Origin of the sequence: Micromonospora globispora, from assembly GCF_003857015.1 — a bacterium.
In the GTDB taxonomy this organism is placed as follows: domain Bacteria; phylum Actinomycetota; class Actinomycetes; order Mycobacteriales; family Micromonosporaceae; genus Micromonospora; species Micromonospora globispora.
Genome location: NZ_QGGF01000250.1, coordinates 1 through 13,735, shown reverse-complemented (window position 1 = coordinate 13,735; position 13,735 = coordinate 1). Strand labels below are relative to the sequence as shown.

At 72.0% G+C, this 13,735-nt stretch carries 14 protein-coding genes, 2 pseudogenes and 1 riboswitch; of the genes and pseudogenes, 8 read left to right on the top strand and 8 right to left on the bottom strand.

The window, feature by feature from the left end:
* From DKL51_RS11465 to pdhA, 3 genes are all read right to left on the bottom strand, one after another.
* A partial coding sequence (locus DKL51_RS11465) for a biotin/lipoyl-containing protein (RefSeq protein WP_438819657.1) occupies nt 1-370 on the bottom strand: 370 nt, incomplete at its 3' end.
* Nucleotides 367-1,371, bottom strand: a complete 1,005-nt coding sequence (locus tag DKL51_RS11460; RefSeq protein WP_109947962.1) for an alpha-ketoacid dehydrogenase subunit beta — start codon at nt 1,369-1,371, stop codon at nt 367-369. The genes DKL51_RS11460 and DKL51_RS11465, both read right to left, overlap by 4 nt.
* A complete protein-coding gene (gene pdhA, locus DKL51_RS11455; RefSeq protein WP_109947965.1) occupies nt 1,371-2,576 on the bottom strand; it encodes a pyruvate dehydrogenase (acetyl-transferring) E1 component subunit alpha in 1,206 nt (401 codons plus the stop codon). Before pdhA ends, DKL51_RS11460 begins: the two co-directional genes overlap by 1 nt.
* 72 nt (nt 2,577-2,648) lie before the next feature.
* Here pdhA and DKL51_RS11450 point away from each other — a divergent pair, with 72 nt between their 5' ends.
* Nucleotides 2,649-3,155, top strand: coding sequence for an Lrp/AsnC family transcriptional regulator (locus tag DKL51_RS11450; protein ID WP_109947963.1), 507 nt, complete (start codon nt 2,649-2,651; stop codon nt 3,153-3,155).
* A gap of 3 nt (nt 3,156-3,158) precedes the next feature.
* On the opposite strand, the gene DKL51_RS11445 is transcribed toward DKL51_RS11450, so the two are convergent.
* Nucleotides 3,159-4,142 (bottom strand): DNA polymerase domain-containing protein, encoded by a 984-nt coding sequence (locus DKL51_RS11445; RefSeq protein WP_109947964.1) that lies wholly within the window; start codon nt 4,140-4,142, stop codon nt 3,159-3,161.
* 174 nt (nt 4,143-4,316) lie between these two features.
* Between DKL51_RS11445 and tnpB the strand changes: the two genes are divergently transcribed.
* Nucleotides 4,317-5,744, top strand: coding sequence for an IS607 family element RNA-guided endonuclease TnpB (gene tnpB / locus DKL51_RS11440; protein WP_221623159.1), 1,428 nt, complete (start codon nt 4,317-4,319; stop codon nt 5,742-5,744).
* 14 nt (nt 5,745-5,758) lie between these two features.
* On the opposite strand, the gene DKL51_RS11435 is transcribed toward tnpB, so the two are convergent.
* Both DKL51_RS11435 and DKL51_RS11430 read right to left on the bottom strand, forming a co-directional pair.
* A complete protein-coding gene (locus DKL51_RS11435) occupies nt 5,759-6,085 on the bottom strand; it encodes a hypothetical protein (RefSeq protein ID WP_109946372.1) in 327 nt (108 codons plus the stop codon).
* Nucleotides 6,086-6,248: 163 nt separating this feature from the next.
* A complete protein-coding gene (locus tag DKL51_RS11430) occupies nt 6,249-6,479 on the bottom strand; it encodes a hypothetical protein (RefSeq protein WP_109946377.1) in 231 nt (76 codons plus the stop codon).
* Between the two features lie 172 nt (nt 6,480-6,651).
* Here DKL51_RS11430 and DKL51_RS11425 point away from each other — a divergent pair, with 172 nt between their 5' ends.
* The 4 genes from DKL51_RS11425 to DKL51_RS11410 all read left to right on the top strand — a co-directional run bounded on the left by DKL51_RS11425 (nt 6,652) and on the right by DKL51_RS11410 (nt 10,488).
* Complete coding sequence (locus DKL51_RS11425) at nt 6,652-7,383, top strand: histidine phosphatase family protein (RefSeq protein WP_109946378.1); 732 nt, start codon at nt 6,652-6,654, stop codon at nt 7,381-7,383.
* Nucleotides 7,367-8,236, top strand: coding sequence for an NAD(P)H-hydrate dehydratase (locus tag DKL51_RS11420; protein WP_109946373.1), 870 nt, complete (start codon nt 7,367-7,369; stop codon nt 8,234-8,236). The genes DKL51_RS11425 and DKL51_RS11420 overlap by 17 nt, the downstream gene beginning before the upstream one ends.
* Nucleotides 8,237-8,303: 67 nt before the next feature.
* Nucleotides 8,304-9,869 (top strand): S8 family peptidase, encoded by a 1,566-nt coding sequence (locus DKL51_RS11415; protein ID WP_279306015.1) that lies wholly within the window; start codon nt 8,304-8,306, stop codon nt 9,867-9,869.
* Between the two features lie 115 nt (nt 9,870-9,984).
* Complete coding sequence (locus tag DKL51_RS11410; RefSeq protein ID WP_109946374.1) at nt 9,985-10,488, top strand: hemerythrin domain-containing protein; 504 nt, start codon at nt 9,985-9,987, stop codon at nt 10,486-10,488.
* Between the two features lie 48 nt (nt 10,489-10,536).
* On the opposite strand, the pseudogene DKL51_RS36275 reads toward DKL51_RS11410, so the two are convergent.
* Nucleotides 10,537-11,193: pseudogene (locus DKL51_RS36275) on the bottom strand (metallophosphoesterase); the annotation flags it as partial.
* A 137-nt stretch (nt 11,194-11,330) separates the two neighbouring features.
* Here DKL51_RS36275 and DKL51_RS36270 point away from each other — a divergent pair.
* Nucleotides 11,331-11,573 (top strand): hypothetical protein, encoded by a 243-nt coding sequence (locus DKL51_RS36270; RefSeq protein WP_243422561.1) that lies wholly within the window; start codon nt 11,331-11,333, stop codon nt 11,571-11,573.
* On the opposite strand, the pseudogene DKL51_RS11400 reads toward DKL51_RS36270, so the two are convergent.
* A pseudogene (locus tag DKL51_RS11400) lies at nt 11,507-12,043 on the bottom strand (SDR family NAD(P)-dependent oxidoreductase); the annotation flags it as partial. The gene DKL51_RS36270 and the pseudogene DKL51_RS11400 sit on opposite strands and share 67 nt — an antisense overlap.
* 163 nt (nt 12,044-12,206) lie before the next feature.
* Nucleotides 12,207-12,296: riboswitch (ZMP/ZTP riboswitch) on the top strand.
* A gap of 18 nt (nt 12,297-12,314) precedes the next feature.
* Here DKL51_RS11400 and DKL51_RS11395 point away from each other — a divergent pair.
* Nucleotides 12,315-13,733: a glycine hydroxymethyltransferase gene (locus DKL51_RS11395; RefSeq protein WP_109946375.1), complete on the top strand. Its 1,419-nt coding sequence runs from the start codon at nt 12,315-12,317 to the stop codon at nt 13,731-13,733.
* Nucleotides 13,734-13,735 lie beyond the last annotated feature (2 nt).

The window sequence follows — 13,735 nt, the reverse complement described above, 5'->3', positions numbered from 1 at the left end:
GGCCCTGCCCGCTGTGCCCGGTGCCGTACCCGATCAGCACGTTGCCGGAGCCGGCCCGCTCCTCCTCGCGGTAGGTGGCGTGCCCGGCGGGCTCGTCGCCGGTTTCCCCGTCGCCGTCGAGCGGGGCGATGGTGATCAGCGGCTGGCCGACCGGGCGTACCTCACCCGGCGCGCCGTGCAGCGCGACGACCCGACCGGCGTACGGGCAGGGCACGTCCACGACCGCCTTGGCGGTCTCCACCTCGACCACCGACTGGTCCACGGTGACCACGTCGCCGATCGCCACCCGCCACTCGACGATCTCCGCCTCGCTCAGCCCCTCCCCCAGGTCGGGCAGGAGGAAGTCGCGGGTCCCGGTCACGGTGCTCATGCCGCCACCCACCGGGCGTCCGGCTGGTCGTCCCACTGGAGCCGGGCGACGGTGTCGAGCACCCGGTCGACCGAGGGCAGGTGGGTGTGCTCCAGCATCGGCGCCGGGTACGGGATGTCCAGGCCGGACACCCGCAGCACCGGGGCGTGCAGCGCGTGGAAGCAGCGCTCCTGCACCCGGGCGGCGATCTCCGCGCCGACGCCGGCGAAGCCCTGCGCCTCCTGGATCACCACGCACCGGCCGGTCCTGCGGACCGAGGCGGTGACGGTGGCGTCGTCGAACGGCACGATGCTGCGCACGTCCACCACCTCGAGGTCCCAGCCCTCCTCGCGGGCGGCCTCGGCGGCCTCCAGCGCGACCGGCACCGCCGGGCCGTACGCGACCAGGGTGGCGTCGGCGCCGGCCCGGCGGACCACGGCCGTGCCGAACGGCGCGGTACGCGCCGGCAGCTCCGCCTCGGCGCTGGAGAAGTAGAGCTTCTTCGGCTCCATGAAGACGACCGGGTCGGGGTCGGCGATCGCCTCGCGCAGCAGCGAGTACGCGTCCTCGACGGTGGCCGGGGTGACCACCTTCAGACCCGGGGTGTGCGCGTAGTACGCCTCGGACGAGTCGCAGTGGTGCTCGACGCCGCCGATCCCGCCGGCGTACGGCACTCGGATGACGATCGGCACGCTGAGCGCGCCCCGGGTGCGGTTGCGCAGCTTCGCCACGTGCGAGGCGATCTGCTCGAACGCCGGGTAGGAGAACGCGTCGAACTGCATCTCGACCACCGGGCGCAGGCCGGACATCGCCAGGCCGACCGCGAAGCCGACGATGCCGGCCTCGGCGAGCGGGGTGTCGAAGCAGCGCTTGTCACCGAAGCGGGCCTGCAGCCCGTCGGTGATCCGGAAGACGCCGCCGAGCTGGCCGACGTCCTCGCCGAAGACGACCACCCGCTCGTCGTCGAGCATCGCGTCGGCGAGCGCGGCGTTGAGCGCCTTCGCCATGGTCATGGTGGCCATCAGGCGTCCCCCTCCTCGTCGCGGGCGGCGGCCAGCTCGGCGCGGACCTGCTCGCGCTGCTCGACCAGCTGCGGGGTCGGCTCCGCGTAGACGTGCTCGAAGAGGCTGAGCGGGTCGACTGTGGGCTGGGCGTTCATCCGGTCGCGCAGCTCCGCGGCGTACGCCTCGGCCTCGTCGGCGATCGCCGCGACGGCGGCGTCGTCGAGCACGCCGCGGGCGCGCAGGTACGTCTCCAGCCGGGCGACCGGATCCCGGTCGCGCCACGCCTCGACCTCCTCGGCGTCCCGGTAGCGGGTGGCGTCGTCGGCGTTGGTGTGCGGCTCCATCCGGTAGGTGTGCGCCTCGACCAGGAACGGACCCTTGCCGGAACGGGCGTGCTCGACGGCCCGGTTCAGCACGGCGAGCACGGCCACCGGGTCGTTGCCGTCGACCTGCTCGCTGGGCACGCCGTAGCCGACGCCCTTGTACGCGAGGCTCGGCGCGGCGGTCTGCCGGGACAGCGGGACGCTGATCGCGTACTTGTTGTTCTGCACGAAGTAGACGACCGGGGCCTTGAACACGGCGGCGAAGTTGACCCCCTCGTGGAAGTCGCCCTCGCTGGTGGCGCCGTCGCCGATGAAAGCCAGCGCCACGGTGTCCCGACCCTGGTACGACTCGCCGTAGGCCAGCCCGGCGGCGTGCACGCACTGGGTGGCGAGCGGGGTGCACTGCGGGGCGGTGTGCCGCTGCGCGGGGTCGTATCCGCAGTGCCAGTCGCCGCGCAGCAGGGTGAGCACCTCGACCGGGTCGATGCCGCGGGCGGTCAGCGCCATCGACTCCCGGTAGGTGGGGAAGACCCAGTCGGTGTCGCGCAGCGCCAGGACGGCGCCGACCTGGCAGGCCTCCTGACCCCGGGAGGACGGGTAGACGGCGAGCCGGCCCTGCTTGGTCAGCGCGGTGGCCTGGATGTCGAAGCGGCGGCCGACCACCATCCGGCGGTACATCTCGCGCAGCGCCTCGACAGGCGGCTCGGGGTAGTCGTCGCGGGGCGGCAGCGGGGTGCCGTCCGGGTCGAGCAGTCGGACCGGCTCGGTACGCGGCAGCAGGCCGTCCGACGGATCGGGTACGGCCGGGGTGGCCGGCCGGCGGGTGCGCGGGGATGCCCTGCGGACCGCCTGGGGTGTGGTCGTCACGGCGGGGACCTCCTGGACGTGTGGTGGCCCTATGCTCCTGCTGTTGGATGATTGACTCAAGATCCACGATGAACGTGGGACGAATGGCATCCAGGGGAGGCGTCCATGAGCCAGGAGACCGGGCCCACACCGGGCACGGCGGGTGAGACGGGACGTTCGGCCGGGCCGCTGGACGAGGTGGACCGGCGGATCCTGCACGAACTGGTCCGCGACGGCCGCCTCTCCATCCGTACGCTGGCCGAACGGGTGCACGTCTCCCGGACCAACGCGTACGCCCGGGTGGAGCGGCTGCTGCGGGACGGGGTGATCACCGGTTTCCGGGCTCAGGTGGCGCCGGAGCAGGCCGGGCTGGGAACGTCGGCGTACATCGCGCTGACCATCCAGCAGAACACCTGGCGGGAGGTCTCGGCGGAGCTGGCCCGGGTGCGCTACATCGAGCATGTCGCGCTGCTCAGCGGTGAGCACGACGTGCTGGCCCTGGTCCGGGCGCCGGACAACGCCACCCTGCGGGACGTGGTGCTGGACCGGGTACAGGGCATCGCCGGGGTGCTCTCCACCCGCAGCTGGCTGGTCTTCGAGGAGTTCGACGGCGGGCAGAACCCGTGGCAGTGAGGATCAGCGCTCCGGCGGGGCCTCCAGCCCCTCCCGGTCGGCGAGCTCCAGCAGCGGTTCCAGGGAGAACGGGCGGTCGTCCAGGCCGGCGTGCGGGTCGCCGCGCTCGGCGAACCGGGCCGGCATGGTGACCACGTCGAAGTCCTCCGGCCGCACGTCGTCCAGCTCCGACCAGTCCAGCGGCGCGGAGACCAGCGCCCGGGGCGTCGGCCGGATCGAGTACGCCGAGGTCACGGTGTGGTCCCGGGCCATCTGGTTGTAGTCCACGAAGACCGGCCGGTCCCGCTGCTCCCGCCACCAGGTGGTGGTGACCAGCTCCGGCAGCCGGCGCTGCATCTCCCGGCCCAGGGCCAGCACCGCCCGCCGGCACTCGCCGAAGCTCCACCGCGGCTCGATGGACAGGTAGATGTGGAGGCCCCGCCCGCCGGTGGTCTTCGGGTAGCCCACCAGCCCCAGCTCGTCGAGGAACGCCCGGACCTCGTGGGCGACCGGAACGACCTGGGCGAAGTCGACCCCGGGCATCGGGTCCAGGTCGATGCGGAGCTGGTCCGGGTGCTCCACGTCGGCGGCCGAGACGGGCCACGGGTGGAAGCGCAGGGTGCCCAGGTTGACCGCCCAGATCACCGCGGCCAGCTCGCTCGGGGCCATCTCGTCGGCGGTGCGCCCGCTCGGGAACGTGATGTGTGCGGTGCGCACCCAGTCGGGCGCCCCGGCGGGCAGCCGCTTCTGGTAGAACGCGTCGCCGCGGTTGTCCGCCCGGGTGGCCACCTTCGCACCCTCGAAGACGCCGCGCGGCCAGCGCTCCAACATCGTCGGGCGGTCCCGCAACGCGCGCAGGATGCCGTCGCCGACGGCGAGGAAGTAGCGGACGACGTCCAACTTGGTCAGTCCGCGCTCCGGGAAGTACGGCTTGTCGGGGTTGGAGACGCGGACCAGCCGCTCCCCCACCCGGATCTCCTCCGCCGCCGTGGTCGCCACGCCTGACACCGTACGACGTCGGTGGCCGGGTCGCGGGGTAGTTAACTGTTGCCGGTCGAGTAGGCGCTGGTAAGCGGTGGTGCCTCTGGGTGAGTGGCCCTGCGTTGTGGGTGCGTTGTGGCGGGGTGTGGGTCGGGTGTCTGGCGCCGCAGCGGCGGGGGCGGGTGCGGCTGGCTGGGGTGTATGTCGTACCGGGTGGTTAGGGTGCCGGGCGTGGGGCACCGGGAGAGGCTGAGCGTCGTCCAGGCGTATCGGTTCGCCCTTGACCTGTCCCCTGCGCAGCAGCGGGCGTTGGCAGCTCATGCGGGCGCCGCCCGCATGGCGTACAACTGGGGACTCGAGCGGGTCAAGGCGGTGCTGGATCAGCGGGCCGCCGAACGCAGTTACGGCGTCTGTGAGGAGGAACTCACCCCTGCGATCGGCTGGTCTCTGCCGGCGCTGCGTCGGTCGTGGAACGCGGCGAAGGATGAGGTAGCGCCGTGGTGGCGGGATTACTCGAAGGAGGCGTACAACACCGGCCTGGACGCTCTCGCCCGGGCGTTGACGAACTGGGCCGCCTCCCGCTCTGGTAAGCGCTGCGGACGCCGGGTCGGATTCCCGAGGTTCAAGTCGCGCCGCCGGTCGACCCCATCGGTGCGGTTCACCACCGGGGCCATTCGAGTGGAGCCGGATCGTCAGCATGTGGTGCTGCCCCGGCTGGGCCGGTTGAAGCTGCACGAGTCAGCCCGCAAACTCGCCCGCCGGCTGGAGGCCGGCACCGCCCGGATCCTGTCCGCCACGGTGCGCCGCGACGGTCACCGCTGGTACGTGTCGTTCACCTGCGAGGTTGAGCGTGCGCAACGCACCCCCGCCCGTCCCTGCGCGACGGTCGGCGTGGACCTTGGGGTGAGGCACTTGGCGGTGCTGTCCACCGGCGAACCGGTGCCGAACCCACGGCAGCTTGAAGCCGCCCTGCGGAAGCTACGCCGGATCAGCCGTGGGCTATCCCGCAAGGTGGCGCCGGACCGGCGCACCCGCCGAGATGCATCGAAACGGTGGGAGCGGGTGCGCGGCCAACTCAGCCGAGTGCACCTCCGGGTGGCGAACCTGCGCTGTGACGGCCTGCACAAGCTCACCACCCGCCTCGCCGCCACCTACGGCACGATCGTGATCGAAGACCTCAACGTCGCCGGCATGCTGCGTAACCGCAGGCTGGCGCGGCGGATCGCCGACGCCGGCTTCGCCGAGATCCGCCGACATCTGGCCTACAAGACACAGTGGTACGGCAGCCGCCTGATGGTGGCCGACCGCTGGTATCCCTCCTCCAAGACGTGCTCGGGCTGCGGCGCGGTGAGAACCAAACTAGCCCTGTCCGAACGCACCTTCACCTGCACACCATGCGGCCTGGTCCTGGACCGGGACGTCAACGCCGCACGCAATTTGGCCGCTCTGGCGGCCACCGTCGCCGGGAGTGGCCCGGAGACGCTAAACGGACGTGGAGCCGACCGTAAGACCCCGCTCGCGGTGCCGGTGGCTGTGAAACGTCAACCCGGCACCGCCACCGCGGGCAAGACCGGGACCGTCCCACCGCAAGGTAGGACATCCAATCATGCGCTTACTCCTGCGTCATGAGAGGAAACGGATTGTCAGGCGACGAGCAGGACGCCGACCGCGATCAGCGGCACCGCGACGAACAGGAAGATGCCGACGCCGGTGAGCACCCGTCCTCCACCCGCGCCCTCCCGCTCGGGTGCCAGCCCGAACACGGAACGCGCCGGCATCGTCTCGATCCGACTCAGCGTCAGATCCCCGGTCATCCCGATCAGCGCGCCGACCACCATGAAGGCGATGCCGAGCCGGTGGGTGAAGTCGCCCCCGCTCACCCCGACCCAGATCCCCACGGCGACCGCGATCACCACCACCGCGATGAGGAAGAGCAAGAGCGCTTCCCGCAGACCCCTGATGACCGTCATCCGTACGCCGTCCTCCCTGGACCGGACTTCCGTCGCCGCCCGTGGGACGGCGATGAACATTCTGCCCGGTCGATGCCACGGCGCGCCGCCCCGTCCAGCGTGCCGGCCTGAGGACACGCGGCGACCGGACGGGCGCATCGCCCGTCCGGTCATCGCGTACGGATCAGCCGTTCTCCCGCTGCATCCGTTCCATGAGCATCTTCTTGCCCTGCTCGCCGGCCTTGCGGTTGTTCTCCTGGATCTTGCGGAACCAGGTGGCCAGCTCGGTGTCGCCCCGCTGTTCCGCGTCGGCGATGTACGTCTCCATCTGCCAGATGTGCTTCAGTGACATCTGCACCGCGTGGATCAGGTCGTAGTTCTTGTCCTTGACCGGGCTGGCCGGCTCTTTGACCATGGTCGCCACGGCACACCTCCCCAATGCGTCGGCTTCTCGGTGGAGCCAGCGCTTACCCGCCCCCGCCTGGTTCACGCCCCCGTAACCGGCACCCGCCCGGGCCGTATCGGCCATGGGCCGACCCGCCGACCGGCACGGTTACCCGGTGCGGGGCCCGGGTACCGCAAGCCGCATGGCGGAACTGGGAGCGCTCTGGATCGTGCGGCACGGCGAGAGCACGGCGAACGTCGCGGCGACCGCGGCGGAGGCGTCCGGGGCCGAGCTGATCGAGCTGACCCATCGGGACGCCGACGTGCCGCTCTCTCCGACCGGCGAGGACCAGGCCCGGGCCACCGGCCGCTGGCTGGCCGGCCTGCCGGAGGCGCGTCGGCCGGACGTGGCGGTGGTGTCGCCGTACCTGCGGGCCGTGCAGACCGCCGAGCTGGCCCTGGCGGGCACCGGCATCCCGGTCAGCCGGGACGAGCGGCTGCGCGATCGCGAGCTGGGCATCCTCGACGGGCTCACCGGACACGGGGTGCGGCGGCGGTACCCGACAGAGGCGGAACGCCGGTCCCGGCTGGGCAAGTTCTACTACCGGCCCCCGGGCGGCGAGTCCTGGACGGACGTGGCGCTGCGACTGCGCGCCCTCCTCGGCGACCTGCGCCGCGACCACGAGGGCCGCCGGGTGCTGCTCTTCGGCCACGACGCCCTGGTCTTCCTGCTCCGGTACCTGGTGGAGGGCCTCACCGAGCCGGAGCTGATGGCGCTCACCCGGGAGTACGTCATCGCCAACTGCTCGGTCACCGGCTGGTCGGCGGACGCCGACGGGCGGCTGACCCCGGACGTGTTCAACGACGTCGCCCACCTGCGCCAGCAGGGCGCGCGTCCCACCAGGGAGGACGAGGTCCATGCCGAGCCGGTCTGAGGTCCGGGTGATCACGCCCGCGCTGCTGCGGGAGTGGGCCCTGCCCGTCCCCACCGGCGGCAAGGAGGCCCGCGGCACGGTACTGGTGGTCGGCGGGTCCCGGTTCACCCCCGGGGCGGTGCTGCTCGCCGGAGTGGCCGCGCTGCGGGCCGGCGCCGGGGTGCTGCAGTTGGCCGCCGCCGAGTCCACCGCCACCGCGCTCAGCATCCAGGTGCCCGAGGCGCTGGTGGTCGGCCTGCCGGAGACCCGCGACGGTGCGGTCGAGGGCGGCCCGGGCGAGCTGCTCGGCGAGCTGGTGACCGAGGCGGACGTGGTGGCCCTGGGTCCCGGGCTCAAGGACATCGACGCCACCCGCGGACTGCTGCACCTGGTGCTCGACGCGGCCTCGCCGGACACGTCGCTGGTGCTGGACGCGTACGCCCTCGGCGCGCTGAGCCACGAACCCGACCTGCTGGTCGGCTCCGGCCGGCCGGTGGTGCTCACGCCCAACCTCACCGAGGCCCGGCACCTGCTGGGCCGGGAGCCGGGCGACGACCTGGACGCGGAGGCGGCCGAGCTCGCCCGCCGGTACGACGCGGTGGTCTCGCTCTACGGCCACATTGCCAGCCCGGACGGCGAGGGGTGGCGGGAGGAGAGCGGCGACGCCGGTCTCGGCACGTCGGGCAGTGGTGACGTCCGGGCCGGTCTGCTGGCCGGCCTGCTGTCCCGGGGCGTCGAGCCGGCGCAGGCCGCCTGCTGGGCCGCCTTCGCGCACGCGGTGAGCGGCCAGCGCCTGGTGCCGCGGTACGGCCGGATCGGCTTTCTCGCCCGTGAGCTGCTCGACGAGATTCCCTACACGCTTGCCACCGTCTGACAGTTTTTGTCTGACCGAACGGATGTGTGTAACGTCACAATCGACTCCCTACGCTCTTTCATCGAAGGTGGGCAACCCGCCCGTCTTCCGCCGGCCCGCTGCCCGCCAGGTGGTGGGGCTCGGCTGGAACGGCACCCTGGGAGTCTGTGTGAAGAACCTCCGTCGCAAGACACTGGCCGCCGCGTCCGCCGTGACGCTCGGCGTCGGTCTCGCCCTCACCAGCGGGCTGGCACCGGCGGCGGCCACCGGACCGGACACCTCCTACCTGGTCCTCGCCCCGCAGGGCGCCAACACCGACCAGGCCGCCGCCCGGGTGGCGGCCGCCAACGGCACCGTGGTCGCCGCCTACAAGCAGATCGGCGTGCTCGTCGTCCGGTCGACCAACCCGGACTTCGCCACCCGGGTGGCGGGCACGGGCGTCGAGTCGGTCGCGGCCACCACCGGCCTGGGCACCGCCCTCGACGAGGGCGAGACCGTCGAGGTCTCCGCGGCCGACGTCGCCAGCGCCACCGGCGGCCCGACCAACGAGCCCCTCTACGGGCAGCAGTGGGACATGGACATGATCCACGTCCCGCAGGCGCAGGCGGTGAACGCCGGCAGCTCGAACGTCGTCGTCGGCGTGCTGGACAGCGGCATCTCCAGCACCCACCCCGACCTGGCGACCCAGATCGCCAAGGACAAGAGCACGTCCTGCCTCGGCGGCGTCGCCGACACCTCCGAGGCGGCGTGGAACCCGACCACCAGCGACCACGGCACCCACGTGGCCGGCACCATCGCCGCCGCCGTCAACGGCGTCGGCGTGACCGGCATCGCACCGGGCGTCAAGGTCGCCTCCGTCAAGGTGGTCAACGACGACGGCTACATCTACCCGGAGGCCGCGGTCTGCGGGTTCATGTGGGCCGCCACGCACGGCATGCGGGTCACCAACAACAGCTACTACATCGACCCGTGGGAGCTGAACTGCCGCTACGACGCCCGCCAGCGTCCGGTGTGGCAGGCCGTGCAGCGCGCCATTCGTTACTCGAACAGCCAGGGCGTGCTCAACGTTGCGTCCGCCGGCAACTCGAACTACGACCTGGCGCACAAGCTCTCCGACTACGGCAGCCCGGACGACGGGACGCCGGAGGCGCGGGAGAACCTCACCAGCGCCTGCATGGACCTCCCCGCGGAGGCTCCGGGCGTGGTGACCGTCTCGGCGGTCGGCCCGACCGGTGCGAAGAGCTACTACTCCTCGTACGGGCTGGGCGTGGTGGACGTGACGGCCCCGGGTGGTGACACCCGGTTCCGTACGCAGGGCGTGAAGTCGACCCTGACCGACGGCATCCTGTCGACGACCTTCAACACCACCACCCGCACCAACGGGTGGGGGTACAAGCAGGGCACCTCGATGTCCGGCCCGCACGCCACCGGTGTCGCGGCGCTGGCGCTGTCGGCGCACCCCGGCCTGACCGCGGGTGACCTGGCGGCGTTCCTGGGGGACACCTCGGTGTCCCTGTCCTGCCCGGAGGGCGTCTACAACCCGGTGCCGCTGATTCCGGCGGGCCCGACGGCCTACAACGCGACCTGCTCCGGCGGGGAGCGCACCTCGTTCTACGGCGCCGGCATGGTCGACGCGTACAACGTGGTGAAGTAGCAGTACGGCACGACCCGTGGTGGGGCCCGGCGGAACGTCGCCGGGCCCCACTCGTTTTCGCAGCTCATCCCGCGGGTACGGGAAGCACCGTCAGTCCAGACCCGAGGAGGTACCGGTGTCGTCCACCGATGCGATCGTGCTGCTCAAAGAGGACCACAAGGAGGTCCGCCGCCTGTTCAAGGCCTTCCAGGACGCCGAGGAGGGGCCGGCGAGCGAGCGGCAGAAGCTGGTCAAGCAGATCCTCGAGGCGCTGACGGTGCACACCTACCTCGAGAACGAGGTCATGTATCCCGAGGTCCGCCGGCTGGTGCCGGACATCGAGGACGACATCCTGGAGTCGTACGAGGAGCACCACGTCGCGGACGTGCTCTGCTTCGAGCTCTTCACCATGGACCCGGACGACGAGCGGTACAACGCCAAGACGACGGTGCTGATCGAGAGCGTGCTGCACCACGTCGAGGAGGAGGAGCAGGAGTGGTTCCCGAAGGTCCGCGAGGCGCTCGGGCGTAACCAGCTCCAGGAGATCGGCGAGCGCATGATCGAGCTGCGCAAGAAGGCGCCGAAGACCCCGGCCGCGCCGAAGGCGCTCAAGAAGTCGCTGGACGCGATGAGGGCCTGACCGACGCGCGAGACGACACGGGACCCGGCCACCGGTCGGGTCCCGTCGTCACGTCCGGGCGGGAAGGATCCGTCGAGGGGTGTCGAGGTGCGTGGAGCGCCGCCGCCACTCGCGCGGGTAGCCCACCGACACCTCCTCGAACCGGACCCCGTCGTGCCAGCTGGTGCGCGGGATGTGCAGGTGGCCGTAGACCACTGCGGTGGCGTCGAAGCGCCGGTGCCAGTCGGCGGTCGCCTGGGTGCCGCACCACTGCGCGAAGATCGGAAAGTGCAGGATCCGGGTCGGCTCCCGGACCAGCGGGAAGTGGTTGACCAGCACCGTCGGCAGCGCCGGGTCGCGGTCGGCCAGCCGGGCCGCCGTCCCGGCCACCCGCTGCGCGCATCACGCCGCCCGGCTCGGGTACGGGTCGGGATGCAGCAGGAACTCGTCGGTGCAGACCACCCCGGTCCGGTATGCCTCGGCGAGTGCCGCCTCCGGCGTGTCCAGCCCGTCGGGGCGCCAGCTGTGGTCGTAGAGCAGGAACAGCGGCGCCACCAGCGCGGGGCCGCCGGGGCCCCGCCACACCGGGTACGGGTCCTCCGGGCTCAGCACGCCGAGGCGGCGGCAGAGCGCGACGAGGTGCTGGTAGCGCGCCTCCCCGCGGAGCTGGACCGGGTCGGCCGGCAGGGTCCAGAGCTCGTGGTTGCCGGGCGCCCAGACGACCCGGCGCGGCAGTCGCGGCGGGGGCGGCTGGTGCCCACCCGGGGCTCAGCTGCCCGGAGCCCGGTTCGGCCATCTTGCGGTGCTGCTCCGCCTTGAGCTTGTCCGGGACGATCTTGCCCGCGGCGGTCTGCACCTTGTTCATGAACGACCCGGCGGAGACCTTCTGGTCCCCCTTCATCAGCGCCTCGAAGGCGTCCTCGGCCACCGTACGCGGGTCGTCCTTCTTCCCCTGGCCGACCCGGGTGTCCTCCATGTGCGCCCGCTCGAAGAAGTTCGTGTCCGTCGGGCCCGGCATCAGCGACGTCACCGTCACCCCGGTGTCCTTGAGCTCGTTGCGCAGCGCTTCCGCGAACGACTGGTTGAACGACTTCGACGCGTTGTAGACGGCCTGGAACGGGCCGGGCATCGTCGAGGCGATCGACGACGTGATGAGCACCCGACCCTGCCCGCGCTCCACCATGCCGGGCAGCAGCCGCTTCGCCAGGTGCACCGTCGAGCGCACGTTCAGGTCGACGATGTTCAGCTCGTCGCGCAGGTCGGTCCCCCCGACGAAGTCACCGCCGGCACCCCGGCCCGCGTTGAGCGCCAGCGCGTCGACCGGCCGGTCCAACTCCAGCACCGCCGCGGCCAGCTCCTCGACCCCCTCGTAGGTGGCCAGGTCCGCCCGGACGGGTCGCACGTCCGGGCCGCGGTCGCGATGCAGATTTCTGGCCGCCGTCGCGATGGCCGGGTCCTCGGCGGCCACGACCACGTCGTACCCGTGCTCGACGAACTGCGCGGCCAGCTCGTACCCGATCCCGCTGGACGCGCCGGTCACCACGGCGAGCGGACGCTCGCTGGTCGGTGTGCTCATCGTCGTCTCTCCTCTCCCCGGGGCCGGCGAGCGCGCCGTTGCGGATGCGTGGGACCGGCCGCTGCGAATGGTTTGCCCAGCGCCGGGCGGCCCAACCACGGCGGCGCGACCCGCCCGGGTGCCGGAGGTGCACCCGGCGGGCCCCGGCGGACCCGGTAGGATCGGCGCGGGCCGTGACTGGCGCGTGGGGATGGAGCACCATCGGGAAGCGGTCCCGTCGCAAGGACGCACGCCGAGCGCCTGGGCCTTCCGCACATCAGTAGGAGGTCGCATGTCGCTGAACGCCGAATCCACCGCCTTCCGCAGCGCGCTCGAGGTGATCCGCGCCGTCGAGCCGCGGGTGGCCGACGCCATCGGGGCGGAGCTGGCCGACCAGCGCGAGTCCCTCAAGCTCATCGCCAGCGAGAACTACGCCTCCCCGGCCACCCTGCTGGCCATGGGGAACTGGTTCAGCGACAAGTACGCCGAGGGCACCGTCGGCCGCCGCTTCTACGCCGGCTGCCAGAACGTGGACACCGTCGAGGCACTCGCCGCCGAGCACGCCCGGGAGCTGTTCGGCGCCGCGCACGCGTACGTGCAGCCGCACTCCGGCATCGACGCCAACCTGGTCGCGTTCTGGGCGATCCTGGCCGACCGCGTCGAGTCCCCCGCCCTGAAGAAGGCCCAGGTACGCCAGGTCAACGACCTCACCGAGGCGGACTGGTTCGCGCTGCGCCGGGAGCTGGGCAACCAGCGGATGCTCGGCATGTCGCTGGACGCCGGCGGCCACCTCACCCACGGCTTCCGGCCGAACATCTCCGGCAAGATGTTCGACCAGCGCAGCTACGGCACCGACCCGGCGACCGGCCTGGTCGACTACGACAAGGTGGCCGAGGCGGCCCGCGAGTTCAAGCCGCTGATCCTGGTCGCCGGCTACTCGGCGTACCCGCGGAAGGTCAACTTCCGGATCATGCGGGAGATCGCCGACTCGGTCGGCGCCACCTTCATGGTCGACATGGCGCACTTCGCCGGCCTGGTCGCGGGCAAGGTCTTCACCGGCGACTTCGACCCGGTGCCGCACGCGCACATCGTCACCACCACCACCCACAAGTCGCTGCGGGGCCCGCGCGGCGGCATGGTGCTCTGCGGGCCGGAGCTGGCCGGCCAGGTCGACCGGGGCTGCCCGATGGTGCTCGGCGGCCCGCTGCCGCACGTGATGGCCGCCAAGGCCGTCGCGCTGGCCGAGGCCCGCCGCCCCGACTTCGCCAACTACGCCCAGCGCATCGTGGACAACGCCCAGGCGCTCGCCGAGGGGCTGCTGCGCCGCGGCGCGAAGCTGGTCACCGGCGGCACCGACAACCACCTGGTGCTGATCGACGTCTCCGGCTACGACCTGACCGGCCGGCAGGCCGAGCAGGCGCTGCTCGACTCGGGCATCGTGACCAACCGCAACGCGGTCCCGCAGGACCCGAACGGCGCCTGGTACACGTCGGGCATCCGGATCGGCACGCCGGCGTTGACCACGCGGGGCCTCGGCACCGCCGAGATGGACCAGACGGCCGAGCTGATCCACACCGTGCTCAGCCAGACCAAGCCGGGCGAGTCCAAGGCGAAGTACGTCCTGGACCCGGCCCTGGCCGACAAGGTGAGCAAGCAGGCCAGCGAGCTGCTGACCGGCTTCCCCCTCTACCCCGCCGTCGACCTGGGCTGACC

Bases quoted from the DNA above. Each gene is read 5' to 3' on its own strand.
- DKL51_RS11435 (WP_109946372.1), bottom strand. From the start codon at position 6,085: ATGACGGTCATCAGGGGTCTGCGGGAAGCGCTCTTGCTCTTCCTCATC.
- DKL51_RS11460 (WP_109947962.1), bottom strand. From the start codon at position 1,371: ATGGCCACCATGACCATGGCGAAGGCGCTCAACGCCGCGCTCGCCGAC.
- DKL51_RS11430 (WP_109946377.1), bottom strand. From the start codon at position 6,479: ATGGTCAAAGAGCCGGCCAGCCCGGTCAAGGACAAGAACTACGACCTG.
- DKL51_RS11425 (WP_109946378.1), top strand. From the start codon at position 6,652: ATGGCGGAACTGGGAGCGCTCTGGATCGTGCGGCACGGCGAGAGCACG.
- DKL51_RS11395 (WP_109946375.1), top strand. From the start codon at position 12,315: ATGTCGCTGAACGCCGAATCCACCGCCTTCCGCAGCGCGCTCGAGGTG.
- DKL51_RS36270 (WP_243422561.1), top strand. From the start codon at position 11,331: ATGAACGACCCGGCGGAGACCTTCTGGTCCCCCTTCATCAGCGCCTCG.
- DKL51_RS11450 (WP_109947963.1), top strand. From the start codon at position 2,649: ATGAGCCAGGAGACCGGGCCCACACCGGGCACGGCGGGTGAGACGGGA.
- tnpB (WP_221623159.1), top strand. From the start codon at position 4,317: ATGTCGTACCGGGTGGTTAGGGTGCCGGGCGTGGGGCACCGGGAGAGG.
- DKL51_RS11420 (WP_109946373.1), top strand. From the start codon at position 7,367: ATGCCGAGCCGGTCTGAGGTCCGGGTGATCACGCCCGCGCTGCTGCGG.